This is a genomic window from Pedobacter metabolipauper (assembly GCF_004362715.1).
Classification (GTDB): domain Bacteria; phylum Bacteroidota; class Bacteroidia; order Sphingobacteriales; family Sphingobacteriaceae; genus Pedobacter; species Pedobacter metabolipauper.
The window spans coordinates 953842-980541 of sequence record NZ_SNYC01000005.1 but is presented as its reverse complement, the minus strand read 5'-3'; the positions used below and the strand labels follow the sequence as shown (position 1 = coordinate 980541).

The window sequence follows — 26700 nt, the reverse complement described above, 5'->3', positions numbered from 1 at the left end:
AAGTGTTTTTCATAATCGGGTTGATGATAAGCTATGGCGGGAGTAGACATGTCGTTTAAAATGATTTTTGGATGCTTTCTGTTGTATTTAGTTATGAAATGTTATATTTGGAATGGATAGGGACAGCAAAGAAATTGATCCTGTGCTGGGCCGTTCTGCGGCCAATGATCGGCACATTCACCGGGCCTTATGGCCAGGGGAAATGTTCACTTTATAATGAGATAGAAATCTGGTTATATCTTGACTTACTATATTGAATTCGCTAGTCCCCATCCTTTTACTAATTTGAAAGATCCACTAAAGCAGATAACCCAGGAACAGCGGCAGGAAGTCGCCAGCAAGTTTCATGCCTGTGCTTCGCAACAGGAATTTTATCAGATCTTAGTGCATCTGGTGAGTTTGCTAGATATAAATGATCTTGGTCAGACATACTGCTGCCAGATTTTGAGTCAATTCGAAATTGGCGAAGATAGCCCAACCTATAGTAATTTTTCTATAAAAAAGCGTTCTGGAAGATACCGCCACATCAGCGCACCCTCTGAAGAGCTTATGCTTATCCATCGGCTCATTAACTTTCTTCTTTCCTGTGTTTTTCAAGGACATCAATGTTCACATGGTTTTAAGAAAGGTTCATCTGTAGTTTCCAACGCTGTAGTACATGTGGGCAAAAAGTATGTATTTAACATAGATTTGAAAGACTTTTTTCCTTCTATTGATAGTGAGATGGTTAAAGAAGCATTAATGCGTCCTCCATTTAACCTCTCTGGAGAGCGAAAAAGTATCGCAGAACATCTCTCTGGACTTTGTACTATGAGAGCGCCATTGAAGAAAGGGATACGAAATTCCTCCCGTAAATTTATATTACCTCAAGGGGCCCCAACCTCGCCTTTACTCTCTAATGCCGTTTGCCAAAACCTAGACAATTTACTTGAATCACTTGCCAAGGCAAACCAATTGGTTTACACGCGCTATGCTGATGATATTACGTTTTCAGGTAATAATAACGTTTTTGAGGAAGGCTCTGCTTTCTTAATTGAACTTGTGAGGATTATTTCAGAACAGGGCTTCCAAATCAACGAATCTAAAACCCGACTTTTAGGCAAAAGCGCCCGTCAAGAGGTTACTGGAATCGTCGTAAACGAAAAGACTAACGTTAAAAGGGAATATCTTAAGCCTCTGCGTATGTATATATACTATTGGGAAAAGTATGGTTACCACGAGGCTGAAATAAAATTTTTCAATGACCGTAGCTTGATTTCTGATAAGGAGATGGAATCGACATTACATTCGACCCTCGATGGCAGGCTGAATTATATGAAAATGGTTACTGGAGAAAATCATCCTACATATCTTAAACTCTCCAAGCGTTTTAAAAAATTAGCCAATAAGCGTTTTGCTGAAAAAAAACAGAAGTCATCGTCAACGCACAAGGGTGATTTCAGCGAACATCGACCAAAAGATTTAGCAAGATTTTTAAGGTTTTTTCAAGACAGTGATGGACTTAAATATCTTACTCATGATTTTGATATGGTTGATGCGGTGTTTGATTACGATAGGATAATGATGTATGCAGTCAGAGATTTTTTCAGAGGCGTTAAAGAAAATTACATCACCAAACAATTATACGCTAGAGTTTATCAATTCGCGTTCGAAGAAGAACCAAACTGGTGGAAGTATGAAGATGGCAAACGTATAGAAATTAATATTGGTTGGAGTTCAAAGCAAATAAAAGAATGGGTACGCCTAAATCCTGGAACCCACCCGATTCGCTCAAAACTAATACGGGACAATTTAATCAGACCCTTTAAAGAAAGTATACAATTTCGACCACCCGCTTTACGCAATCGCATTGAAAGCACGGTCCGGGAAAAATTTGGAGAGGATTATGATGAGTTACAGATTGATTATTCAAATTTGGAAGCCGCTGAATTCTATACAGATGTTGAACTGGTTTTAAGCGGCGTCAGGCATCTCTTAGATGGGATACTTGAGCGAATTGGGATTTCAAAAACTATCCATATTGCTTTCAGTAAACAAGAAGTCAACGGCAGTCTTATGAAAGTTCTGGAGATTACGCACGTCGGTTCTAGATGTTATAAAAATGCGCTTCCTAAAGAGTTACTTAACGGTAATTTCTCAGATGCGTTAAAGCTTTTTCATGGACTTTGCAACTGGGCAGTTAGAGCTAGTTTTGCTGATGGAGATTTTGAAGTTGATATGCTCAGCGACAAGGAAAAACTCTCCCAAAAAAGACCGGTCAACAAAGAGCTCATTTCGGGATTTACACATTTATTAAGATTCTACTGATGATCTACCTAATTGATGATAACAGACGTGAACAGCAGCGTGAGTATGGTTGCAACTATATTGCCGATGGTACTTATAGTGATGTGCTTACTGTTTGGAACAGACGCAGCGAAAGTGATGATTTTAGTATGTTAAAATCTGCCGCATGCATTTTGCTTCATGATTCCTTTCCCGATTTCAATTCCGCTGGTGAAATTTTACAAGGCAGCACCAAAGTCGCCGAAAACATCAAGGATGGAGCAAGAATAGACAAGTGTCCTCTTGTATTATTCAGCAATAGTTTCACTGGCTTCGAACAGGGAGAAATTAAACAAAAAGAAATTACTGGACTTAATAAAAGGCTTTTCTATACAAACCTTGAAGATTTCATTTTACATTACAAAACGATTGGCGAAATTCAGCTCAAAATCCTAGCCTATGGCAAGAACTTTAAACATCGGGAACTCGAAGACTTGCATGCACAGATCGCTAACTTTATTGCAGTTCATGGAATGGAGATCGCTCGAAAGGATGCGATAGATTTGGTCGAAAAATTTTCTACAATTTCAGAGTCCGGAGAAGAGCTCAAAAAGCAATTTGCAGACCTCGACGGGCGCAGCTATATAAATTTACTTGACAAGATTATTAAATTTTATGTAAGATATGGACGGAGCATTTATTCTTGATGACGATAATAACCCTTTTAGCAAAAAGATCACACACGAAATTGGCGTATCCCCGATCGAATATGTAGACCTTCGCACAGATAAAGAAATTGATGATTACGTTGCGAGAATTTTCGCACAGAATTCAATCAAAAAACTGATAGTCCCCGTTTCCCTTGGAGAAGGTGGCAATAATGAGTTGGGACTGAGAATTGCACTGCATATCCGCCTCAGCGAACGGATTGGAGAGGATAACCTGATTCCCATCATTCTAATTTCTGACAGCTCACTTGAAACCCTACTGATAAACCAAAGTAATCGGTATGCACTTATCGCGGCTACAGAAGGGAGCGTATTGGCCCCTTTAGATTCCACAGAGATTAAAGCTCACTTAAATTTTACTACGCCTATTTCCAAATCTGAATTTAAAAATAAGGTTTTAGACAACGTAATTATAAAAGGCCCCGAAACCATCGGGCCTCATTCTATGGCAAACGAGTGGGGTGTTATACAGCTCGATAAGATTGCTAACTTAGGATCTTTAACGGCTTCTACTCCTGCCTTACAGCGTAAGCCTTCTCTATATTTTAAATATCTTTTAAGTGTTAACAGAAGCCGAACAGCCGCTTCAGTGGCGGATAATGTAACATCTACACCTAACCTAATACCTGCTGCCGGGAAAAAAATCCTTTATATTGATGATGAGGGTGATAAAGGCTGGGTTCAAGCCTTGACCAAAATTTTTAATAGGGCAACTGTTGTTCCCCTTACTGGTAATAATCTTTCCGAAGCTAATTTTATGGCAGACATTCGTGCTCAAATTAATTTAGAATGGGATCTGATCTTACTGGATTTACGTTTACTACCTTGGAAAGAAGATATTGCAGGAACTGTTCATCCAATCGGCTATTATAGCGGGACAAAGATACTGGCAGAAATTAAAACCATCAATGAAGGTGCTCAGGTTATGATTTTTACCGCTTCCAACAAGGCTTGGAATATGCGTGATTTGATAGATCTTGGAGCTGACGGCTACTATATCAAAGAGTCTCCTAAATACCTTATTCCAGATAATTTAAGTCTTCAAAACTATGAAAGCTTTAAAAAACAGGTAGAGATATGTTTTGAAAAGAAATATTTAAGGAAGTTTTTCACTTTAAAAGAACAAGCTATCTCTCAGACTGGTAATAGTGATTTAAGCTTTATGGCTTACTCTCAAAATTCGCTAAATGAGTTTTTTAAGCTTTTAAAGCTTGGCATGTGGGAGACGGCGTTCATAAGCTTATTTTTACCGATTGAACAGCATACTGATGCGTTGGTTACAGGCACGCATGGAGAAGTTATGGACCTTACTGGAACAATCATTCAAATGAAGGTTGGCACTAATTATAAAATGGTCCATGATGAAATAAACTACAATTTTCAGATTCAGACCTCTAATAAGAAAGTGAGAGCACGAAGGGGGCTGGGAAAGATATCTTTCACAATGGCCTTCAAATTTTCAAAAGACAATGCTTATCTTATACGAATTGGTCAATTGGTAGAAAAAAGAAATTCCATCTCTCATGGAAGCGCGACTACTATAAAGTTACAGGATTTTGAAGACCTAATAGCGATATTGAAATTATTCAGAACCCATAGTTAGCTTTTATTATTTTTAAATTCTTGATTGTATGTTTCAACGAAAGTGACTTCTCCTCGATTTTGGTGGTTTTTCATGATAGACTTAGTTTTGATCCATTGGGTATTTAGCAAAAGTGTACACGTGATTCCTACCCAAACTGTAGGCGGATTAGCCAGCATCTGGAGGTTTACTGGAAAAACCATTCTAGGTAGCCCGTATCGCGAAATTCATAACGACGTGGGATTTAATATAAATTTAGTTTTCGGCAAGATGGAGTCAACCGTCACGGTTTATCCACATAACTAAACTTTGGTACGGTATTGGCCGTAAGAATCCATTCAAAATCGCACTCGATTTTCGGACCGAACATTTTCTCCGCCTCAACTAGATATTTTAACCGGAGTTTTTTAAAGTCTTCCTAGGAATATTTTGTATCCAATTCCTCTATTTTTATACCTAAATCATCAAAGCATTTTTAAACTCTAAAAGCCATTAAATCTAGTTTCGCCTTGACTAGAGGTAACTGCGAAATTGATGAGATGGCGCTGAACGTTTATAGTTTGTAGAACGATTTTTCTTTCAGATCCCTTTTGGTGATATACGAATGCATCTGTGGATAGTTGATTATATATCCGGAATAACCTATACGCTTTAAAATTAGGACGTATATCAGACGGTGCATAATCAAGCACATAAAATAAACTTCTTTGAACACCACGTCGTCGGCATTATCACTAACTGGCAATTCACCATGCTGGAACTTGTCTCTTGCTTTTAAAGCGTTAATTTCATATTCATTTAACTCATAATCGACAAAATGAAAAGATTTCTTCAGTTTATCGGCGTTTGTCGGGCTGTTCCAGTTATTTAAACGATCATTTAAAATTTTACGTGTTATTGCGTTTTCCGGACGTTCAGGAAGAATTTCATCCAGCACACTATATATTTTTTCTTTAAGCTTTTTAAATATAGGAGCAGATACAGGCTTTGGCCTATCTTCCTTGTGTTCATCCATTATCACCTTAGTTATTGCTTCAAGGGCAAGGCTGTAGGCTGAGCCCTTGATTTCTAACGAAAGTAGGTTTCCCTGGAGCGTAACAATTGCTGCCCTGGAGATGGGTTCGGAATTATAAAACAATTCGGATAGTGCACTGAATATCGACTCTTCAATTTCTATAATGTCGTTGATCCATTCCTGAACTTCCTCCTGTTTCGCTGAGATTTCCTCTTCAGTTTTACCAGTCATGTTATGTACCGAATAGGCATTAGTGGTATGTATGCGGTATCCTGTCATGATGGATTCGCGGTACGTTGAGAAACTAACGTTCTTAATGTCTGCAAAATCTGCTGACTGTGATGATAAAATATAGCCCTCGCTCAAATACAGATTTCCATACAGAAAACCTTGGGCAAGTAAAATAGCATGACTGATTTTTTTAAATTCGCTTTCATTAGAAGGTTCTGTTGTATCAACCACCAGATAGGCAGCGCTATCTGTGTGGAACTCAAAAAAATGATATTCTGCATTTCCGATATTAACTTTAATCAAATTTCTGTTTTTCGATTTCAGATCGGTTTTAAACTCCCAGCCCCTAACGTTCCGTAATTTTTCATCCGAATCCACAGGAATAATAAGCCTTAAATATGTGTTATCAAAATCTGTATTTTGCGCACATGTCGAAATTTGGCTAATATTGCCTTTTATTTCTATAGTAGGATCGTCGCTATTGAAGTCTCTGAAAAACTGGTTTAGATAGATCGATTTTTCCGGCAGGAATAGATTTTTGTCCTTGTTTAAAAGTTTAATCGGCTCGGTAAATTCGATAGTGTGCATCTGACTCGAACTATAACCTTTGAAAGGCATAAAATTAATTTTCGCTGAAAATCCAGTTTCAGCTTTACCGATCAAAATGTCGTATCCATTTAATAAATAATGATCGGTTTCCAGTTTTAATGTTTGCGGTGCAGTAAGCGAGTCAATCGCATCGAAAGATGCGTGAAAGAATTTTTGAATCATAATGAGCGTATAAATTAATTTGTTTGTTATTAGATCAAGATAAATAAATTGTTATACAGTAATATTTTTAGCTTATCAAGGATAACGGTGGTTTAATGTTAAATACGCGCCTACTGCTCGCCAATTGTGATACAGTATATCGCAAAACGTTCTCTTGCAATGTTACAATAGTTTTAATCGTTTCAGGTATCGGTTGTAAATGGGCTTCAGGCCCTCAACTTGATGCTGCGCGGATAACCAGTTTAAAATATCGACATTCTCCCTTTGATAGCTGGGAACTTTTTTCTTATAGATGTCAAAGATATTCAAAGCCACATTTCGAGAGATGCCTGCAGAAATCAGCCTGATGACCGCTGGTTCCTGCGTACCTAGCTCCAGCATCGTCGCCAGGCTAAGCGTGAGTTTGTATTCCTCTTTTTGGCCGTCGGTCAGGATTGACTCCAGTACATCAATTAAGATTTTGACGTACTTGGGAAGCAAATGTGTGGTAACGGTTGAATTATATTTGATGGTCTCATTGATCACCCGGTTCACCTCATCCAGCTGACTAGTATCCAGACGGTTTTTCTTTTCAAGATAGGCAATATTACTGCTGATGATCTTTCCAATCGGGTCGCCATAAAGCCATCTTTTTGCCTGCAGGCACATCGAACGGGGTGAGATCCAACGGTGGTACTTGACCTTACACTCCTCTACAATCTGAAATACGGCGTCCAGCTTCTCCACGATCGCAACAAACTGAAGGTAAAACGGCCGAAAGTGGTGAGGGATGTTGTCTACCTCTGCGAAACTTAAATAATCATTGAAAGCGGCATTTTTATTGATCACCCATTCCCGGATGTCCCCGTTAATGATCGTTTTATACAGGCGATCCTGTAATAAAGGGTCGATCGAAGGGTTATTCACCAGAACTTTTTTGGAAATCGTAAGGGATGACATACGCCCATTAAGGGTTGAGATGATCTGGGTCAGCCGGTCTCCTGTAAAATCCTGTTTTTGCAGGTAGTTCATTAAAACCTCTTCTCCCTTGATGAACTTATGTTTTAAGAAAACATTTATCTGCCTGGCCCTGGAGGTCGATTCGGCATCCTGTTTTTGGATATCATTCATCTCCAGAGACAGCTCGCTGATATCCAGGTAGTTCAGTGCCGCAGTGGAAAATGTCCTGATTTGTTTATTGTAATCGGAATTAAAATACTCCCAGGCCGCAATATCATCCTTTGCTCGCTCGATATAATATATCGTTCCGTAAAGGGAGGCATTCAGTCTGCCCGCTCTCCCGATCAGATTCCCGAACTCAAATTTGCTCAGATCATATTTATCTTTTTTGGGCTGGAGCGTAAACAGGTTATTGGCCGGCAGGTTCACCCCTTCAAGGAGCGTCGATGTACAAAAAATCGTTTGAATCTTTTCTTTGGCAAACAGCTCCTCGATTTCCTTCCGAACCAGATCCGGAAGACTTCCATGATGATAGGCGACCCCGTGCTGAAGACATTTGGCCAGATAATAGTCCCGGTGAATGTCTTCTTTTAAAAAACTGATCAGTTCATTGATGTCGGGATCCCGGACTTCTGGCTGAGGGGCGATCAGGCTATACTTCAGCGCCCAGTTTTCAGCCAGCGCGCCCCCTTTGGTATAAACAATATTGATGTCATCAGGCGCAATCTTATGGATCAGGTTGGCGACCGCTGTACCCTCTGTCGACACCGAAACGGAGTTAAAACCAAAATCCTGAATAAATTTCCTGGACTTCCCGCTATCGGAAATGACTTCGACTGCAAAGTTGTAGTGCTCCGCTAACTTCAGGATGACCTTAAGCTGAAAAACGGGAGAGGCCGCGGTAGCGACTTTGGCACAGGGTTTCTCGAAAATTTCAACAAATGTCGCTTCAGGCAGCTTGATATTTGGTCCCGCAGTAATGATTTTAGCCTCAGGAAAGGCCATAGGCAATTCATTATAAACATACTCGAAGACCAGACCCCTGCCCGAGAGATCCTCTACGCCCTGTATTTCGTCCGCGAAAATAAATGTTATCGGAATCCCGCTGCCCAGTAACTTAATACACCTTTCAGGGGTGAGAATATACAGTTCCTTTTCAAACTTTTCCGCCTCCTCCAGATAGGAGGTTTTAATATGCGTCTGCTCATCAATCTCCAGATAAAATTCCTCACTCACCTGATTGATCAGTGCCTTCGAGGGGACGATATAAAGCGCTTTGAAGGGACCCGTCTCATGAAATTTATTGATCAGGAATTGCTTGATTATAAATGACTTCCCGGAAGAGGTTGGCGCCGATATCGCCAGGTTGTTTTCGCTGCCCAGGTTCGTCCAGAGTGCTTTTTGAAATTCAGTAACCAGAAAGGAATTTTTGTAGGTATTGATGATATGCCGCGCACGCTGACTGAGCAGTTCCTGATTGAGCATATCATTGAAAGCATACTTCGATTGCAAATCGACCGGGGTCTGCTGACTGTCAATATACAGGTTTGCTAAAAACTTCGTGCCTGTCAGATTACCCAGCCGGGAAAAAAGCACATAACAGCTCTTTAATACCTCAATGTCATCCTGAAAGGCCAGAAATAATAATGAGGCAAATAACTGCGCCCTTTTCTGGTGCAGATTGTCTTCACTGGTCGAAAGCACGGAGGCCAGCCATACCGCTTTCTTTAATTTCTCCCGATCAATACCAGTTTTGACAATAGCGCTAAAACGTTCCGATAAGAGGTTTAACGATAAATCGGAGATGACCGCACTTAGATCCTGATGGTCAAAAGCCTGCGTATATAAACTATTTTCTTCCATCAAATCAGATTGTCCATGGCTTTATTAAACGCATCTACGCTTTCGGTGGGAATGAGAATGAAGTCCAGATAAACCTTATTAAGGTGCTTATAAGCCCCAACCTTTGCCGAAACACGCTCAAGTGTCCTGAGCAGTTTAGCCTTGACCGATTCCGCGATCAATGCCTCCAGGGCAACGTTGTCGGCAGCCTCGGTCATCAGCCTGGTATAACTCGGAGAATCATACATGATCAAGATAGGGTGCACCGCAACCTGATCTTTGAAAGCACTTGAAGTCGGGTTTAGTCGGTCATAAATCTGGTTGATATCGATCTGGCCATCATCGAATTTATTGATATCCTTTTTGGCAATAAAAAATTCAAGTCCGGTAAAGTTGGCCTGTACATCATCGTCATAAAATCGGTTTATCGAATTCAAAGCATCTGTCTGGGCGGAAGCGTATTGCTTCCAAACTTTGGATTCTCCGATAAAGTAAGCCGCTTTCTTTGTAGAATCACTCAGCAGATAGTTGCCTAGGAATATGCCATCCCCACCTTTAACCTCATCATGATAGTTGGTTATATTGGTGATCTTATGGGCGATCATCTTGCAGTCGAAGAGCGCTTCTGCACAGGCGAACAACAATAGCTCCCCGTATTTTCCAGTTTTATTGTCAGCTGATTTTCTATTAAAAAACTTAGAGGCCTGGCGATAGGTGCGGTTCTGGACCAGGGCAATGCTTTGTTCGCGCATCTCAATTTCCGTGGCAGTGGAGCCCTCAGCGACAAAAGCATCCATTTGTCGCCTGACTTCTGCATCGATTTCAACTTTGGTCTTGAAATAGTCGGGCAGAAAATCCAGCAATGCGTTCGCAAGCGAATTCGGTGAAATCGTGGTACCGGAGGCTTTAATCGTGAAAAGCCTGACCTTTAGCTTATCATTTACATTTTCTGCATAATGATTCGTAAGCTCGCGGTCAATCCAGCCCTTGTTGATGTTAACTAAATTGAGAAGAGTCATTCAGAAGCGTGATTTATGACAAACATAATAATTATTCTTAAATGATTTAACTTTCCGGCCTGCCAATCAGTCCCTTATCTCCACCGATATAGAAAAATGTCTAATTGCTAGGTAGTATTCCTACATGTTGGGAATCAATGCGTTTACAATTTTTTTGTCACTATAAGAATAGGGTGAATATTTTGGTTTATCTAGATGTTAAAACATATGCTGATAGTAATAATGCGGTCTATGCGATGCGTTTTAATGTCAAAAGCATTGGTGAAATGACTTTTCTATAATTGTTTGAAAACTAATATTTTTAAGGTTTAAATAAAGGTAATTATTTTTCTTTTTTTAAGAAAATCACTACATTACTTTAAACTTAAAGCGTTCGATATGCAAAACGAATTTGGTGGTATATGGACAGAAACCAAAATTGAAATTTTAGAGAAATATGCTTCTGCATATTTGTACATAATGAATAATCAAAATTTTCATCTTACTTATTTTGATGGGTTCGCTGGCAGTGGCGAAATTAAGATTGGCAATGTGAAGGATTTTAAGGTTATCGAAGGAGCGGCCCAAAAAGTAGTAGGCATAGCCATCCCACGGAGTTTCGATATCTATTATTTTGTTGAAAAGGATGAAGAAAAAAAGCTGCTTCTGGAATTGGCCCTAAAAATAAAGCGACCTACTAACAATGTTTTTGTAGTAGCAGAAGACTGTAATGATGTATTGAAAAGATTGGCATCATATCTTCGTGAAAATTCTTTCAGAAAAGCGTTAGTTTTCTTGGATCCATTTGGGATGAATTTAGACTGGACCTCGATAGAACTGTTAAAAGGATTGGGTGTAGACCTTTGGATTTTGAGCCCGACAGGGGTTGGTGCAAACAGATTGTTAAAGCGAGATCTGAATATTTCAGAAGCTTGGTGGCAACGGTTGGAGAAGTTTTTTGGAGTCAATAGAGAAATAATAAAAACAAGCATTTATGATGAGGAGGTTGTGACGGATTTATTTGGCCCGAGAAAGGTCATCACTAAATCTACAAAAGCAAACGATAAGCTATTTGAGATTTATAGCAAAAAGTTAATGACTGTCTTTGAGCTTGTTTCAGAACCTTATATAATTGTCAACAGTAACAATTCTTTAATGTACCATTTCTTTTGTGCTTCGAACAATGCCAGTGCTATCAAGATAGCAAATGACCTTGTAAGGATACATAATAAAAAGAAAACTTAAGCGGCTTTTATTGGCATCTCTCTGAAAATTTTCCCATCTAATTCACAGCCCCCTTTTGCATGTTTTGGATGCTTTGCATCAATTGTCGGGTCATTTTGATTTGCATTGAATTTTGGTTTCCCCCACTGTTTGAAGAAAAATGCAACTTTTTCTTTTTCACATTTAGCTTTGACATAATCAATCCATTCTTTTTCTAGAGGTCTTGCCTTATGGCCAGATTCTCCTCCAACAATTACCCAATCAATACCCTGTAGATTCAAGGTTCTTACTGGGCCAATAAGCGGTTCAATGGATAGGAACTTAATCTTTGCAGGAGTTAGCGAAAGATCATCTATCCTGTAAGTGTAATCTTCATTTTCTACAGAAACACCCATCCAAATATTTGATGACCAGGTTAATTCATTAGCTATTTCAACAAGCCTTTCAGATCTTTTGGTCAATACCTGATAAATATGTTGGGGAGTTTTATTCATAACTCCAAACACTGCCTTTATGAATTCAATAGGGACATCTGGATGGAATAGATCGCTCATGGAATTAACAAAAACAACTTTAGGTTTTTTCCAGGTAAAGGGAATGGTTAATGTCTCTGGGTGAGTGCGTACTTTAAACCCATCTTTATATTTTTCTACTCCCATTGCTGTCAAGCGTTTAGTCATTGTTTCCGCATAGCAAAATTTACAGCCAGGGCTAATCTTGCTACAACCTGTTACGGGGTTCCAGGTTAATTCAGTCCATTCGATATTTGATTGTGCCATAATTTATATAATTATAGGTATGTCCTGTTTGTGTTTGTGCAAATCTGTTGAAATATACTCAATAACAGATTTTATTTTTTTATCGTTCCAAAGTTTTTTGAGAACTGTATTCGCATCTTTTAGTAAAAAGCCTTCATTTAATGTAAATAGGTAGGCATCATTTCTTTTACAAATTTCCCCTGAAAGTATTTTAGCAGTTAGGTTTTTTTCAAAAACGTCTCTTTTACTGGGAATATTAAATTGAGGAAAAAGGCTTGGAGAGCGAATGTCAATTTTTTCACTATCAATATCATAATTTGCCTCTCCTCTTAATTTGTCATTTTTCCATGCTACATTTAAAAACTTTTCTATACCTAATGTATGATTGGTCCCAAAAATTAGTCCATAAATATTTCGCTCTTTTCTAATGGAGAACGGTGCTAAATAATATGTTTTTCCAACTGGGATCAGTGACTTATAATGAGCAAGGACTTTTCTGTGGATATGATAGTATTCTATGTTCTGCATTTCAATTGGGTCGAAAGGGAAATGTTTTTGAAATTCTGGAGTATTTGCAAATCTCCGAAAGTATGATGATGATATAAAAAATAAAAAATCAGTCTGTTTTAAAACAATTATTCTTGCAAATAATTCTGAAGTGATTTCTTTTATTCCATTTTGATCGAGAAATAGAAAATTGGCAGATTCTTTCATTGATTCATAACACTCGTTAAATAAACTTTGAAAATCTTGTTTATACGTTCTAATTTTAAAATTTCCTTCACAACCTTCAAGACACTCAACTAGGGCATTATACTTTTCCTCCTCCAACTCGTTGAAATGAAGTATGACTGTAAGCTCCCTTTCAATGATTAGCTTTTCAAAAGATCTAATTACTTCCAAAGCTATCAAAGGACTTCCGGGGTTATCAAGTGAGTCCTTTCCCTGCCCGGCAAAGAAATCGAATATTTGTATCGTCTTCCATATTGGAACTTTTTTTGATAAAAAAACGGGAGCCCATTCATTTAAATAATCTGTATAAAGTTTAAGTTTTACAATCGTCCCTTCGTCAAAAGGCTTTCTGAACAGATTTTTACCTGCCATAAGTAAATATACTAAAAATATTAGTAATCAATAAAAAGTATTTCCTTTTATTATAAATTGTAGTTGGGAAAAAAGAGACTTCTTTTTCTTGATTTGAATGTGGGGCGAAATTCCTAATTAGGGTTATTCCGGTATCCATCTTTGAAAATGTTTTAACCATGGGAGCATTTTTATCAGTTCTTTAAATTTAGCAGAAAATAGTAGGATAACAATAATTAAATAGTTGATTATTTATTGAGTTAAACTGAGCTATATCCAACATAATAGCATTCTGATTTCCTAAAAAATGCAGAACTTATATTAAGAATTTATATAATGTCCATATGAAATCAGCTTATCTATATGTCCGTGTAAGTACAGACGAACAAAAAAGGAAGGGCTATTCCTTGCCTGAACAAGAGGATCGATTGCTCAAATATTGTGACTCCAATAATATAAATGTTAAGGGAGTTTACAGGGAGGACTTTTCAGCAAAGAACTTCAATCGGCCCGAATGGAAACAACTTGTATCGGCCGTTAAAAAGGAACGTACCAAAGAAGAAAAGAATATCTTATTCATCAAGTGGGATAGGTTCAGTCGTAACATACAATATGCCTACGAGATGATCGGTATATTACGGAAGTACAATGCCAAGGCAATGGCCATCGATCAGCCTGTCGATCTCGATATTCCGGAGAGTTCGGTGATGCTTGCAGTCTATCTATCCGTTCCGGAAGCAGAAAATACCAGACGTGCCCTCAATACAGCAAATGGAATGCGCAGAGCTCGGCAGATGGGGCGACATCCAAACAAGGCACCGATGGGATTTGTAAACCGTACTGGACTGGATGGTAAAAAGTTTATTGCACCAAAACAACCTGAGGCGAGTGTTATCAGGTGGGTTTTTCTTCAGTTAGCAAAAAATATCTACAGAATCACGGATGTTAGAAAGATGGCAGCCGATAAAGGCTTTCTCTGCTCGTCTTCAAATTTTTCCAAGATTATTCGTAATCCAGTTTATTGCGGTCTGATTCCAGTGAAGCTGAATGCTGAAGAAACGCAGATGGTTAAAGGAAATCATGAAGCTTTGATCTCAGTGTCTACTTTCTATAAGGTGCAGGATATCATCAACACAAAGAGAAGGGTTTCTAGGAGATCGGAAGAGCTAAAAGCAACATTTTTTCTAACAGGTTTTTTGGTATGTCCGCTTTGTGGCAAAAGGGTTTGCGGAAGTTTTTCCAAAGGTTCAAAATACAAATATCCATATTATCATTGCCGCGGAAGATGTAGGACGAGAATCAACGCAGTACTCTTAAATTATAACTATGAACGTAAACTCCAACAATTAGTCCTTTCCAATAAAGCTATACATCTTTTTGATCTTATTTTGGATGATGTTAATCTAAATACGAATAGGACAGAATGCTTGAATGAAAGAGCAGAACTTTTAAGAGAGCTGGCAAGGCAACAATCAACACTTTCTAAAGCCAGAAAAATGTATGTAGAAGACGAATTTAAATTTGACGATTATAGTGAATTCAAAAAAGAATATCTGGCAAGATCTGCAATTCTCAAGAAAGAGCTTAGTGACACGCTCGATAAGCTAAACAATATTGATCTAAAGCGTCAATTAGATCATGGATCTGTTACAGAAATTTTTGGCAATTACGCTATGTTGGACATTCCCGATAAAAAGCATCTCATCACGCTTATCCCTCCGTCCAAGGTGGACTTCTTTACAGGAGAAATTTCCTTGGAATTACACTCCGCATTATCAAAAATACTGGTGTTGAACAAAAACGATTAATTTAGATATGAACTTTATAGAAAGAAAGATTTCGGTTAAACGGGCAATTTCTATTTTGGCTAAGAATGGTGTCGCTGTTGATGATAGGGAAGCTGATGTTATCTTGGAATTTCTTTATCTGGTGGCAAAGAATTATAACAAAATAGAAGATGTGCAAAACGCTCAAAACCCTAAGAAGAAGTCGAACCTATTAAAATCGACTTAAGTATATTCTTAGAGCTACTTTTTAGACCGTTTTGGATAAAAGTCTAAAAAGTTTTTTAGTGATTGTCGAACACGATTTGTCCAAGTTGTAACAGTTTGGACCACAGATTTTTATTGGCATAAAAAAAGGAAACAACCTGTATATGTTGTTTCCTTATGTAGCGGGGAGCAGGATCGAACTGCCGACCTCAGGGTTATGAATCCTGCGCTCTAACCATCTGAGCTACCCCGCCGGGTGTCGTCCTTTTTTTTAAAGAGTTGCAAATATAGAATAATTTACTTTTCTTTAGAAACAAATATTAAAAAAATAGTCTATTAACTCAGGGATAAGGTGTTTAACGATGTCGGAAAAGAAAAAATTTACTTTGGAATATGAATTGAGATCGTCTCCTCGCATATTATTCAGCTTTATTAGCGAACCTAACGGTTTGTCTCAATGGTTTGCGGATGACGTAATTTTCCGCGACCAGGTTTATACATTCACATGGGATGATGAAATTCAAAAGGCAAAGCTGTTAAGCATCAAAGAGAACAAACTGGTCAAATTTAAGTGGGTGGACGATGAGCCGCATTGCTATTTTGAAATGGAAATTGTTCAGGATGAACTAACAAATGATGTTGCCCTTTCTATAACCGATTTTGCTACGGATGAAACACGCGCAGAAAGAACACTGATCTGGGATAACCAGATTAACTATCTGCACAGTGTAATAGGTGCCTAGTTTTTCGATAGCTTTGTCTACATTTGTATATTGAAAAAGATTCATTTACTTCTGCTCAAAGCATTCATTAGGCCATTTATCGTCACATTTTTTATTGTGATGTTTATCTTATTAATGTTTTTTCTGTTTAAATACGTTGATGATCTAATCGGAAAAGGCATTGAGTGGTATACCATACTGGAACTGATGTGTTATGCGTCGGCATCAAACGTGTCTATGGCATTGCCATTATCGGTTTTGCTGTCTTCCATCATGACGTTCGGTACACTCGGAGAAAACTACGAGCTTGTAGCCATCAAATCTGCAGGGGTATCTCTACAGAAAGCGATGATGCCACTTTTTGTGCTCATCATTGGCCTGGCAATCAGCTCATTTATATTCTCAGATTATATGCTGCCCAAAGCAAACCTTAAATTTGGTTCGTTATTGTGGGACATCAGGAATAAAAAACTGTCTTTTCTAATTAAAGAAGGCGTATTTAACAACAGTGTTCCAGGATATTCTATTCGGGTAGACCGTAAAGGCGAGGATGGGGTAACACTCTACAATGTAATGATCTATGATCACAACAGCCCAAATGGAATTGCAAAGATCATCATTGCCAAAGAGGGAAAGATGGAAAGCAACAACCAGTTTCTTTTAATCAAGCTAAAGGACGGTGTTCGCTATGAGGAATCTAACGGACGGAATACCTACACCAACCCAAGACAGGAAATGACCCGGTCCAGGTTTGGCGAAAGTGTTCAGAAGCTGGACATCTCCAGCTTTAAAATGAACCGTACCGATGAGCAGGCTTTCCGGGACAATACCCAAATGCTAAACCTGAAAGGACTAACAAAGAAAGGCGATTCCCTCTCTAAAGAATTAGATAGCATAAATCACTTTGCTGTAGCCAACATAAGCAGCTATTACAAGCAAAATAACTTTACCAAGGGATATACCAAAGTGAAGGTTCCTGTAAAGGATATCAATGGTAATATTGTTAGTTCCATCCCATCACAACAACGTCTTGCCGTAGTTCAGAGTGCGGTAGATCTGGCAACCTCTATAAAACAGGCAACTTCCGGCAGGATAGAAGATCATGAGAACCGGGTTAGAAACCTGATTAAGATTGAAATCGAATACCAGCGCAAATTTACGCTGGCCGTTTCGTGCGTACTGTTGTTCTTTATTGGTGCACCACTTGGAGCAATCATTAGGAAAGGGGGACTGGGTTTACCTGTGGTAATGGCCATTGTATTTTTCCTGCTCTACCACATCATCACAACGGTTGCAGAAAAGTCTGCATTGACAGGTACTTTACTTCCATTTTTAGGAATGTGGCTCGCCATCATTGTTCTTTCACCACTTGGTGCATTTTTAACCTATAAGGCAACGGTAGATTCTGCGTTATTTGATGTCAATTATTTTAAACAACTTATAGTTAATCTTTTCAAAAAGAAGAAATTAACTGGTGATCCCAGTTGATTTTAAGGCTTTTATCCTGATTGCAGCACGATACTTTTCATTACTTATTTATGATATTTGTGCGATAATATTGACGCTTAAGGTTGTAACTTTGTAACATCATATGGATGATTAACCGGTTGATTATTATATACCCGGTTATTAATAGATTCGAGAAATGGAAATCAAACTTAATGCAATAGAAGAAGCTATTGCAGAAATAAAAGCGGGTAAAGCGATTATTGTAGTAGATGATGAAGACAGAGAGAACGAAGGCGATTTTGTTACTGCTGCTGCCAATGCTACCCCTGAAATGATAAACTTTATGGCAACCTATGGCCGGGGTCTGATTTGCGTTCCTTTAACAGAAGAAAGATGCGATGAATTGGGCTTAGACTTGATGGTTGGAAAGAATACTGCAGCTTTTGAAACGAATTTTACCGTTTCTGTTGATCTTGTTGGTCATGGCTGTACCACTGGAATTTCAGCCTCAGACCGTTCAAAGACCATCAAGGCTTTGATCAATCCGGATATAGATCCTGCAGAATTAGGCAGACCCGGTCACATATTTCCGCTTAGGTCTAAAGAAGGCGGCGTTTTAAGACGTTCCGGACATACCGAAGCCTCTGTTGATTTGGCCAGACTGGCAGGCATGGAGCCTGCGGGTGTACTTGTTGAGATCATGAAGGACGATGGTGAAATGGCACGTTTACCAGATCTGATTAAAATTGCTGCACAGCATCAGCTAAAGATCATTTCAATACGTGATCTTATCGCCTACAGGCTAAGTAAAGAAAGCCTGATCAAAGAAGAAGTTACCGTAAACCTGCCAACGGAATGGGGTGATTTTAAAATGACCGCTTACACGCAGACTGATAATAATGCAACCCATTTGGCCATTAGCAAAGGGGAGTGGAAGGAAGATGAACCGGTATTGACAAGGGTACACAGTTCTTGCGTAACCGGTGATATTTTTGGATCATGCCGGTGCGATTGCGGCCCTCAGCTGCATAAGGCCATGGAGATGATCCATAAAGAAGGTAAAGGTGTAATTGTATATATGAACCAGGAAGGCCGTGGCATTGGACTGGTAAATAAACTACGTTCCTATAATCTTCAGGATGCTGGTTTTGACACCGTAGAAGCCAATATTGAATTGGGCTTTAAAGGTGATGAAAGAGATTATGGCGTTGGTGCACAAATACTAAGAGCACAGGGAGTAACTAAAATGAGATTGATGTCTAACAACCCAACTAAACGTGCCGGATTAATCGGTTATGGTTTAGAGATTGTGGAGAATATCGCTATAGAGATTGAAAGTAATGTTCACAATGAACTTTACCTGAAAACGAAAAGAGATAAAATGGGCCACCAGATTATGAAAGGCTAAGGCTATTTCTTTGACGTCGTTTTCTTGTCGTTAATTATAGCTGCCCTATTGAGAACAGGTTTAGCGGGTACTGGTTTTTCAGCAGTATCCGCTTTCTTTTTTTGATTCCGTTTGTATTCTCCGGTTAGCTTCTGTATAAATTCTCTGAAACTATCAAATTGCTGGGTATAGATCAAACCCAGTGAAGTAACGTTGTTATTCTGACTAATACCTGTATTAAAGAAATTACTCTGCTGTGTAGGTGGTTTGTTTGCCAGTTTTCCTACCAGGGTACCATCCTTTTTAATTAAGGTTAGAATCTCAACTTCACCACCCACGTTATTACTGGTAAAGCCAATTGGTGACAGATCGTTTGTGCTTCTCCGGTCTACAATACCCGCGTTTAAGATCAGCCGGTCATTAAAGAACCGGAAGGATGCATTGGCCTCACTTAAAGACTTAATATTGATGTCAACAAAGTCCAGGTTAAGTGACGACAGCACATTGTTAAACTGGTTAAACAAGAGTTCTGTTGCCGTACTCGTTACACCAGAGGTAAGTTGTTTTCCCAAAGCTTCTTTTCCTGTTCCGGGAGCAAAACTGCGCCTGATAATTAAACTCAATGCCTGTAAGTTCCGGTTATTGTCGTCATTAAAATAAGCTTGCAAATCTTCTTTGACAGCAGGATTTGATGGGAAGAAGATATCGAGTTTAATATCCGGCTTTAATAAAGATCCCGTTAAGCCCATCTCAACTTCCGTTAAAACCCGCTCATTGGTGTTTGTGCCACCATCCCGGTTTGCTGCAGTATACAAATCACTTAAGCCAGCTCTTAAGGCGTAAATGGCTTTTAAATTGATCTGTGCGGTAGTCGGGTTTCCAGTCCACCGGATCGTACCGCCCTGTCTGATGGTAAATTTTTTATTGATGATCTCCTGTGCCGTAAAGTCAAAACTTCCGCTTTCAATGATGTAATCACCAGACATTTCAAAATCACCAAGACTATTGATATTCAGGGCAAGGTTTTTCGAATACCCTTTGCCGCTTAAGTTTCCAAGAGATGTAAATATATTGGCCGTACTGTTGGCATCCACTACCAGCTTTAAGCTCATGGTTAGTCCGTCAAAACTGGTTTGCTTTTTAACGTAACTTGCGGTATCCTTGCTTACAAATGTGATGAAGTCTTTAGTAGAAACCATCTCTGAGCTGTTAAGCGGTAAGTTGAACACTGTTCCCTTCTCGGTCTTCGCATCAATGTCAATGAACATCTTATTGGTAGGTCCTTTAAATTTAAAGGTACCACTACCGTAAGCTTTTCCAAAGTATAGCGCATTGTCTTTTTCTGTGGTGTTTAAGGCCATAAAATCCTTAGCTACAACCGTAATGTCAATGGTAGGTGTGCTGATCACATTCAGGTCTACCGTGCCATTGGCTACAGCCTCATTCCCGTCAACATCAACCAGTTTCAGGTCATCAATGCCGATAACGCTGTTCTCCACACTCACATCATCAGACAAGGTGTAAGCAGTTTTGAGATAATTGATGGTCATTTGTCCCTTATTAAAGGATAGATCACCATTGATCGCAGGTTTACTAAAAGGGCCATTGATCGTTAGATCAGCAGAGATCTGCCCTTTAAGATTGGATACCAGGGTTTTTACAAACGGTTCTAACACTGCAAGTTCACTATCGTCCAGCTTTACATTCAGGTCGATGAGTTTTTTAGTGAGATCGAGGTTTCCTGTCACTTTAAATGTTTCCTTATCGCCGGTTACAATCTGGGTAAAGATGTTAGCCAGGTTATTGCCGCGGTCATAGGAAGAAGTGTCGCTCAGTACACCGATATAAGTGTCATTAAAGCTTAGGGAATCAATTTTAAGGTTGTCAGAGATCCTTGGCGATTTCATGATGTCATATAATTTGGTTTCGCCATTGGCTTTTCCGGCCAGCTTTACACCAAGGGTTTTAACAAAAGGATTTAATGTGTTAAGATCAAATTCTTTAAATCCGACCAGCATCACATCTTTAGGATCGCTGGAAAGCACACCATCAATCGTCAGCAACTGATTTCCGTTGCTCAGATCGAAATTGCTGATCTCTGTTTTTCCTTCATGGAAACTAATCCGCACCTTCTCCTGGATCTTCCAGTCCTCACTGTTGATCTTAAGAATAGATGGCAAAATACTTACGCGCGCAGTGGTGTCACTGGCAAATTCGATCAGTCCGTTTAAATCCAGCTGATTGGCATCATCCGCATTTGATAACTTAACATTGAGCGATAAACTGTCGTTACGCAGGATGTTTGAGATGTTGACATTCTTAATGTAAAGACTGTCGTTCAGATCTACGCGGTCTGATGTGATAATAGCCTGAAGCTGGTTGGTAGACGTGTTTTCATCGACAATGATATTGTTGACGATCATGCCTTTATATTTCAGCTTTTTGACGAATCCGTTTAAGGTGGCGATGTTATTTTGCGAATCAAAATTGCCGACAAAGACCGCCTGATCCTCAATTTCCAATCCAGGAACCAGAAGTTCTGCCACAGGTTCGAATCGCTTGATCTTCAGGTCAAACTGAAAAGTTTGTTCTCCGAATGGTTTATTGTCTGTTTTAAGGGAAGGAATATACCGTTTAGCGAGGGCTTTATAGTAATCAGGAAGGGAGTTAAGGTCATACTGCCCTTTGATACTCGCATCAAGAATATCGGAATTAACCGTCAGGCTTCTTTCTTTGCCCGTTCCGCTGGCTTTGAGTTGTACAGAATCGATATTATAGATCCCTTTCACATTATCCAGTCTGATTTGCTGGATCAGCAGGTTACCCTGAATGTTATTTAGGTTGGTGCCTGAAAAGTTTGTGCTGAATGTGGCATCTATCTTCAATGAATCTTTATATAGCTTCAGTGTTCTTAACCGCGCATTTTTAATGGTGGCCTTAAAATTAAATACAGGCAATTTAGGATTTAAGTTCACACCCCCATCAAATACAAGCTGAACGTTCTTGTCATTGATCTTTAAGCTGCCATCAAAATATTTCTTGTTAAATGTTCCGTCAATCTTAACGTTTCGGTAACGGTATTTATTAAAGTCAATGTAATCAATATCACCATTAAGCTTTTCAGAAAGACTGTTAATTTCAGTTCCCCTGCCTTTTACATAAAGCGAGGCGGTTAGTCTTCCTAATGATTTTTCATTGATTAAAGCACCCAGATTAAAATCGTGGGTCTTTATATTTCCGGTATAAGAAGGTACGCCCTGCTTATCAATTTTCATATTTACATCCGATACCAAACGGCCCAATGCAGTTTTAAACTCCCCATAGGCAATGAAGTCATTTTGAAAACCAGTAAAGGAACCGTTAAAGTTGATGTTGCCGAATTTGCTGACAACAACAGGGATTAATTTTTTCTGTTTTCCGGTTACATTGGCTAAGAGCTCATCAAGATCTGTTTTGTTCGTTCCCGCCATTTCAATCTTAAGATCCATAAAGGTTTCGTTAAGATTTGGCAGGCCTTTAACAATAAAATCCCCTTTAATATAAGTTGCTTTCCCTGCCTGAATGGAGAGCTTCTTAGCCTTAAGGTTATTGACCAATCCTGATATTTTACCATCAATACCCAAATTTAAGTTCATGTTGCCAAGCTGGGGAGAGAAATAGGCTACGTCTTTTGAAGATAGAAAGCTATTTTTAAACTCTGCGTTCATGCGCACCTTATTGGTGTAATCGCTAAAGTCTTTGAAGCTATTGAAACGCATCTTAAAATAATCGGACAACCGGCTTCTGTTTGTAACCAGCATCAGTTTTTTTAACTCAATGCTATTGGTGTCAATCGTGGCAAAGGAGGTTAAGTTTTTCAGATAAAAACCACTTTTCTCTTTAAAGGTCAGGTTCTTGATGTCGGCCTGCAGCAGGTGATCAGTTGTATTGATCTGTTCAAAGATCCCATTCAAGTTCGTTAAACCAATGTCGTCAAAATTTACACCTTTAATAACAGTGTCTTTTTTAAAGTTCTTATATTTAAAACTGAGGTTATTGATGATAACCCGGTCAAAAGAGATCTCATAAGGTTTTTTAGTTGATTTAACCTTAGGCTTTCCGGAATCAAAGTAATTAATGATAAAGTCCAGGTTGGTGGTACTGTCCTTTAAAGCTTTTAAATAAAATGATCCGCGATTGATCTGTACGGTATTTACATCGATGATCCGGTTTTTTAACGAAAGTTGGTTCAGATCGACCATAAAAGCAGGCGTGCTTAATAAGGTATCTTTCTGCAGATCCAAAACGAGCAGGTCTTCAAATACTACAGACTTAAAAGGTTTGATATAAACGCTTTTAATAGAGATCGTTGTATGGAGTTCTTTCGATAGGTAGGCGGCGGCTTTTTTAGCAATAAATGTTTGAACTGGCTTAAACTGGAGTGAAAATACCAGTACGGCAACAAGTAATAACACTGATGCGACAATCCAAAGAAGTATTTTTAATAGTTTTTTAATAGTTTTGTAGCTTAATAATAATAAACGTGTCGGTAATCCTTGCTATAGAATCTTCTTGTGATGAAACTTCGGTTGCTATTTGTAACAACGGCAAAATTACAGCCAATGTTATTGCAAACCAAACAATTCACGAAAATTATGGTGGTGTCATCCCTGAATTAGCTTCAAGGGTACACCAGCAAAATATAGTACCTGTTATACAGCAAGCATTAATTGATGCTAAAGTTAACAAAAAAGAGCTGGATGCAGTTGCTTTTACGCGTGGTCCGGGATTATTAGGTTCTTTATTGGTCGGTGTATCTTTTGCCAAGTCATTTGCACTGGCTTTAGATCTGCCATTAATATCGGTTAATCATATGCATGCCCACATCCTGGCGCATTTTATTGATGATCCTAAACCATCATTTCCTTTTCTTTGTCTGACGGTTTCCGGAGGGCATACCCAGATTGTATTGGTAAAGGATTATTTTGATATGGAAATTGTGGGGGAGACGCTGGATGATGCTGCGGGTGAAGCTTTTGACAAGACGGCTAAAATATTGAATTTGCCGTATCCCGGAGGCCCGTTAATCGACAAGCATGCAAAGCTGGGTAATCCACTTGCATTTAAATTTGGAGAGCCTCAGATCAAAGATTTAAACTATAGTTTTAGCGGTTTAAAAACATCGATCTTATATTTTATAAGAAAGCAGGAACTGGAAAATCCAGATTTCATAATAGAGAACCTGGACGATATTTGTGCGTCTGTACAACATAGCATTGTTTATATTCTGCTGAATAAGGTGAAAAAAGCTGCAAAACAATACGGCATTAAAGACATTGCGATAGCAGGAGGAGTTTCTGCGAACAGTGGTTTACGGGCTGAGCTAACCAGACTGGCAGAAGAACTGGACTGGAAGGTATATATTCCGGCTTTTGAATATTGTACAGATAATGCGGCAATGATCGCTATTGCCGGATATCATAAATACTTAAAGAAGGATTTTGTGGGTCAGGATGTGTCACCTATGTCAAGGATGGAATTTTAATTAATATAATCAGAGGAAATTATGAGTGTAATGAGTTTTGTTTTTTTTGGGCTAATGCTGATCCCATTAATTATTTTCCTGGTGTGGATCATTAGAAAAGATAAAAAAAGAAATTATCTGGGGCTGTCTGTATTGGTATTTATGGCCATTATTGCGATTTATGCCATTGTTAAATTTGACAGTAAATTCATAGAGGCCAATTCATTGGTGCCTGCCAAGTCACAGGCTCCGAGTTACCGGTAATAAGAATCGGTAATATGTGATCATAAAAAAGCGGGGCAACCTGTTTAGATTGTCCCGCTCGCTTTATCTTGTATTGATTATAATTTCTCTTCTAATTTATCGCCGGTTACTTCAGCCCTGATCTTTGCCTCAATTTCTTCCGATAATTCAGGGTTGTCCATTAGCAATTGTTTAACGGCATCTCTTCCTTGTCCAAGCTTCGTATCTCCATAGGAAAACCATGATCCTGCTTTTTTGATGATGTTAAAGTCAACACCAAGGTCGATGATCTCACCAGTCTTAGAGATTCCTTCACCGAACATGATATCAAATTCAGCAATTCGGAAAGGTGGGGCAACTTTGTTTTTTACGATTTTAACTTTAACACGATTTCCGGATACTTCATCAGAATCTTTAATTTGTGAAGTCCTGCGGATATCTAAACGTACTGAAGCATAAAATTTCAACGCATTACCACCGGTTGTTGTTTCCGGGTTACCAAACATCACACCGATTTTTTCACGCAATTGGTTGATGAAGATACAGCAGCATCCGGTTTTAGCGATTGTTCCTGTTAGTTTACGCAGGGCTTGCGACATTAAGCGGGCTTGTAGTCCCATTTTAGAATCACCCATTTCTCCTTCAATCTCTGCTTTAGGAACCAGGGCTGCAACAGAGTCAATTACGATCACATCTATAGCACCGGAACGAATCAGGTTGTCTGCAATTTCAAGGGCCTGCTCACCGTTGTCTGGCTGTGAGATTAGCAGGTTGTCTACATCAACACCTAGCTTTTTAGCATATCCTTTATCAAAGGCATGTTCTGCGTCAATAAATGCAGCGATACCACCTTTTTTTTGTGCTTCAGCAATGATGTGTGTAGCTAAGGTTGTTTTACCTGATGATTCGGGGCCATATATTTCAATCACACGTCCTTTAGGTACACCGCCAATTCCTAAGGCAATATCCAGGCTGATAGATCCGGTAGAGATAGACTCAATAGGCTCAACAGCACTATCACCCAGTTTCATAACCGTTCCCTTACCATATGATTTTTCTAACTTATCTAATGTAAGTTGTAATGCTTTTAATTTGTCTGCGTTTGCGTTTGTGCTCATGTTCTTATATTCTGTTCGTAAAGATAAATCATCTGCGTTACTAAAAAAGATAATTTATGATCTGCTAATATTATTAGCAAATATATGTTAATATTTAATTTAAAACAACAAATAACAGATAATAATTTTATTTATAGTGCCGGATCACTAAATAAATTAGTTATTTTATTATTCTTTTGATAATACTTGCAAATGTTTGTGATTTCGCATATGCTGCATTTAGGCGATCTGGCCACGCAAACGTACCTTCCATGTAAGATTAGCCAATGGTGGGCTACATGGATGGTATGTTCAGGCAAATTTTTAACCAGTTCCTTCTCTACTGCAAGCGGTGTTTTACCACTACTCAGTCCAATCCGGTTAGAAACCCGGAAAACATGGGTGTCAACTGCCATAGCTGGAGCATTATAGATTACAGATGCAATTACATTTGCCGTTTTCCGCCCAACGCCAGGCATTTTCTGCAGTTGGTCAATGTCTGACGGCACCTCGTTATTAAATTCATGGAGCAGCATTGTGGCCATTCCAACCAGGTGTTTAGCCTTGTTGTTTGGATAGCTTACACTTCTGATGTAATCAAACACAATATCTGGCGTAACATCAGCCAGTGCTTTGGCATTTGGAAAACGCTGAAAAAGGGCAGGGGTTACCTGGTTGATCCGCTTATCTGTACATTGAGCAGATAAGATCACAGCCACGAGCAGTTGAAAAGGGTTGTTGTAATGCAGTTCCGTTTCGGCATTTGGCTGTTTAGCAGAGAAGTGAGACACAAAAAGTTTATACCTGTCTTTTTTAAGCATCTGCAAATATATATAAACATGGAAATAAAAAAGCCGTCAAAATATTGACGG

19 protein-coding genes and 1 tRNA gene are annotated in these 26700 nt (G+C 38.9%); 11 read left to right on the top strand and 9 right to left on the bottom strand.

The window, feature by feature from the left end; all coding sequences use genetic code 11:
- Positions 1–285 precede the first annotated feature (285 nt).
- The 3 genes from ATK78_RS16535 to ATK78_RS16525 are packed head-to-tail and all read left to right on the top strand — an operon-like array spanning position 286 to position 4596.
- Positions 286–2307: a reverse transcriptase family protein gene (locus ATK78_RS16535; RefSeq protein WP_166664902.1), complete on the top strand. Its 2022-nt coding sequence runs from the start codon at positions 286–288 to the stop codon at positions 2305–2307.
- Positions 2307–2972 carry a hypothetical protein gene (locus ATK78_RS16530; RefSeq protein WP_133577213.1) on the top strand — a complete coding sequence of 222 codons (666 nt, stop codon included), beginning with the start codon at positions 2307–2309 and terminating at the stop codon, positions 2970–2972. The genes ATK78_RS16535 and ATK78_RS16530 overlap by 1 nt, the downstream gene beginning before the upstream one ends.
- Entirely contained in the window at positions 2950–4596 is a 1647-nt protein-coding gene (locus ATK78_RS16525; protein WP_133577212.1) for a hypothetical protein, read from the top strand. The genes ATK78_RS16530 and ATK78_RS16525 overlap by 23 nt, the downstream gene beginning before the upstream one ends.
- 532 nt (positions 4597–5128) lie before the next feature.
- Here ATK78_RS16525 and ATK78_RS16520 read toward each other — a convergent pair.
- From ATK78_RS16520 to ATK78_RS16510, 3 genes are all read right to left on the bottom strand, one after another.
- The gene (locus tag ATK78_RS16520) at positions 5129–6592 is read right to left on the bottom strand and encodes a hypothetical protein (RefSeq protein WP_133577211.1); all 1464 of its coding nucleotides are present in this window, start codon (positions 6590–6592) and stop codon (positions 5129–5131) included.
- A 162-nt stretch (positions 6593–6754) separates the two neighbouring features.
- A complete protein-coding gene (locus ATK78_RS16515; protein WP_133577210.1) occupies positions 6755–9394 on the bottom strand; it encodes a DEAD/DEAH box helicase in 2640 nt (879 codons plus the stop codon).
- Positions 9394–10392: a Hachiman antiphage defense system protein HamA gene (locus ATK78_RS16510; protein WP_133577209.1), complete on the bottom strand. Its 999-nt coding sequence runs from the start codon at positions 10390–10392 to the stop codon at positions 9394–9396. Before ATK78_RS16510 ends, ATK78_RS16515 begins: the two co-directional genes overlap by 1 nt.
- Before the next feature lie 378 nt (positions 10393–10770).
- On the opposite strand from ATK78_RS16510, the gene tcmP (ATK78_RS16505) reads away from it, so the two are divergent.
- Positions 10771–11616: a three-Cys-motif partner protein TcmP gene (gene tcmP / locus ATK78_RS16505; RefSeq protein ID WP_133577208.1), complete on the top strand. Its 846-nt coding sequence runs from the start codon at positions 10771–10773 to the stop codon at positions 11614–11616.
- On the opposite strand, the gene ATK78_RS16500 is transcribed toward tcmP (ATK78_RS16505), so the two are convergent.
- Together ATK78_RS16500 and tcmP (ATK78_RS16495) are read right to left on the bottom strand one after the other, a co-directional pair.
- On the bottom strand, positions 11613–12374 hold the full coding sequence (locus ATK78_RS16500; RefSeq protein ID WP_133577207.1) for a DUF5131 family protein: 762 nt from the start codon (positions 12372–12374) through the stop codon (positions 11613–11615). The two genes, tcmP (ATK78_RS16505) and ATK78_RS16500, sit on opposite strands and share 4 nt — an antisense overlap.
- Before the next feature lie 3 nt (positions 12375–12377).
- The gene (gene tcmP, locus ATK78_RS16495) at positions 12378–13457 is read right to left on the bottom strand and encodes a three-Cys-motif partner protein TcmP (protein ID WP_133577206.1); all 1080 of its coding nucleotides are present in this window, start codon (positions 13455–13457) and stop codon (positions 12378–12380) included.
- 323 nt (positions 13458–13780) lie between these two features.
- On the opposite strand from tcmP (ATK78_RS16495), the gene ATK78_RS16490 reads away from it, so the two are divergent.
- Together ATK78_RS16490 and ATK78_RS16485 are read left to right on the top strand one after the other, a co-directional pair.
- Positions 13781–15244, top strand: coding sequence for a recombinase family protein (locus ATK78_RS16490; protein ID WP_133577205.1), 1464 nt, complete (start codon positions 13781–13783; stop codon positions 15242–15244).
- A gap of 7 nt (positions 15245–15251) precedes the next feature.
- Entirely contained in the window at positions 15252–15449 is a 198-nt protein-coding gene (locus ATK78_RS16485; RefSeq protein WP_133577204.1) for a PTS sugar transporter subunit IIBC, read from the top strand.
- Between the two features lie 158 nt (positions 15450–15607).
- Here the strand turns inward: ATK78_RS16485 and ATK78_RS16480 are convergent.
- A tRNA-Met gene (locus ATK78_RS16480) sits at positions 15608–15681 on the bottom strand.
- Positions 15682–15789: 108 nt separating this feature from the next.
- Here ATK78_RS16480 and ATK78_RS16475 point away from each other — a divergent pair.
- The 3 genes from ATK78_RS16475 to ATK78_RS16465 all read left to right on the top strand — a co-directional run bounded on the left by ATK78_RS16475 (position 15790) and on the right by ATK78_RS16465 (position 19006).
- Positions 15790–16170: an START-like domain-containing protein gene (locus ATK78_RS16475; protein WP_133577203.1), complete on the top strand. Its 381-nt coding sequence runs from the start codon at positions 15790–15792 to the stop codon at positions 16168–16170.
- A 30-nt stretch (positions 16171–16200) separates the two neighbouring features.
- Entirely contained in the window at positions 16201–17637 is a 1437-nt protein-coding gene (locus tag ATK78_RS16470; RefSeq protein ID WP_133577202.1) for an LptF/LptG family permease, read from the top strand.
- Positions 17638–17794: 157 nt separating this feature from the next.
- Positions 17795–19006, top strand: coding sequence for a bifunctional 3,4-dihydroxy-2-butanone-4-phosphate synthase/GTP cyclohydrolase II (locus ATK78_RS16465; protein WP_133577201.1), 1212 nt, complete (start codon positions 17795–17797; stop codon positions 19004–19006).
- Positions 19007–19008: 2 nt separating this feature from the next.
- Here ATK78_RS16465 and ATK78_RS16460 read toward each other — a convergent pair whose 3' ends face one another.
- The gene (locus tag ATK78_RS16460; RefSeq protein WP_133577200.1) at positions 19009–23439 is read right to left on the bottom strand and encodes a translocation/assembly module TamB domain-containing protein; all 4431 of its coding nucleotides are present in this window, start codon (positions 23437–23439) and stop codon (positions 19009–19011) included.
- 68 nt (positions 23440–23507) lie between these two features.
- On the opposite strand from ATK78_RS16460, the gene tsaD reads away from it, so the two are divergent.
- Complete coding sequence (gene tsaD, locus ATK78_RS16455) at positions 23508–24509, top strand: tRNA (adenosine(37)-N6)-threonylcarbamoyltransferase complex transferase subunit TsaD (RefSeq protein ID WP_133577199.1); 1002 nt, start codon at positions 23508–23510, stop codon at positions 24507–24509.
- Positions 24510–24530: 21 nt separating this feature from the next.
- Positions 24531–24752 carry a hypothetical protein gene (locus tag ATK78_RS16450; RefSeq protein ID WP_133577198.1) on the top strand — a complete coding sequence of 74 codons (222 nt, stop codon included), beginning with the start codon at positions 24531–24533 and terminating at the stop codon, positions 24750–24752.
- 77 nt (positions 24753–24829) lie between these two features.
- Here the strand turns inward: ATK78_RS16450 and recA are convergent, their stop codons facing one another.
- Both recA and nth read right to left on the bottom strand, forming a co-directional pair.
- The gene (gene recA, locus ATK78_RS16445; protein ID WP_133577197.1) at positions 24830–25849 is read right to left on the bottom strand and encodes a recombinase RecA; all 1020 of its coding nucleotides are present in this window, start codon (positions 25847–25849) and stop codon (positions 24830–24832) included.
- A gap of 131 nt (positions 25850–25980) precedes the next feature.
- On the bottom strand, positions 25981–26649 hold the full coding sequence (gene nth / locus ATK78_RS16440; RefSeq protein WP_133577196.1) for an endonuclease III: 669 nt from the start codon (positions 26647–26649) through the stop codon (positions 25981–25983).
- Between the last annotated feature and the right edge of the window lie 51 nt (positions 26650–26700).

Bases quoted from the DNA above. Each gene is read 5' to 3' on its own strand.
- ATK78_RS16530 (WP_133577213.1), top strand. From the start codon at position 2,307: ATGATCTACCTAATTGATGATAACAGACGTGAACAGCAGCGTGAGTAT.
- ATK78_RS16525 (WP_133577212.1), top strand. From the start codon at position 2,950: ATGGACGGAGCATTTATTCTTGATGACGATAATAACCCTTTTAGCAAA.
- ATK78_RS16520 (WP_133577211.1), bottom strand. From the start codon at position 6,592: ATGATTCAAAAATTCTTTCACGCATCTTTCGATGCGATTGACTCGCTT.
- ATK78_RS16515 (WP_133577210.1), bottom strand. From the start codon at position 9,394: ATGGAAGAAAATAGTTTATATACGCAGGCTTTTGACCATCAGGATCTA.
- ATK78_RS16510 (WP_133577209.1), bottom strand. From the start codon at position 10,392: ATGACTCTTCTCAATTTAGTTAACATCAACAAGGGCTGGATTGACCGC.
- tcmP (WP_133577208.1), top strand. From the start codon at position 10,771: ATGCAAAACGAATTTGGTGGTATATGGACAGAAACCAAAATTGAAATT.
- ATK78_RS16500 (WP_133577207.1), bottom strand. From the start codon at position 12,374: ATGGCACAATCAAATATCGAATGGACTGAATTAACCTGGAACCCCGTA.
- tcmP (WP_133577206.1), bottom strand. From the start codon at position 13,457: ATGGCAGGTAAAAATCTGTTCAGAAAGCCTTTTGACGAAGGGACGATT.
- ATK78_RS16490 (WP_133577205.1), top strand. From the start codon at position 13,781: ATGAAATCAGCTTATCTATATGTCCGTGTAAGTACAGACGAACAAAAA.
- ATK78_RS16485 (WP_133577204.1), top strand. From the start codon at position 15,252: ATGAACTTTATAGAAAGAAAGATTTCGGTTAAACGGGCAATTTCTATT.
- ATK78_RS16475 (WP_133577203.1), top strand. From the start codon at position 15,790: ATGTCGGAAAAGAAAAAATTTACTTTGGAATATGAATTGAGATCGTCT.
- ATK78_RS16465 (WP_133577201.1), top strand. From the start codon at position 17,795: ATGGAAATCAAACTTAATGCAATAGAAGAAGCTATTGCAGAAATAAAA.
- ATK78_RS16450 (WP_133577198.1), top strand. From the start codon at position 24,531: ATGAGTGTAATGAGTTTTGTTTTTTTTGGGCTAATGCTGATCCCATTA.
- recA (WP_133577197.1), bottom strand. From the start codon at position 25,849: ATGAGCACAAACGCAAACGCAGACAAATTAAAAGCATTACAACTTACA.
- nth (WP_133577196.1), bottom strand. From the start codon at position 26,649: ATGCTTAAAAAAGACAGGTATAAACTTTTTGTGTCTCACTTCTCTGCT.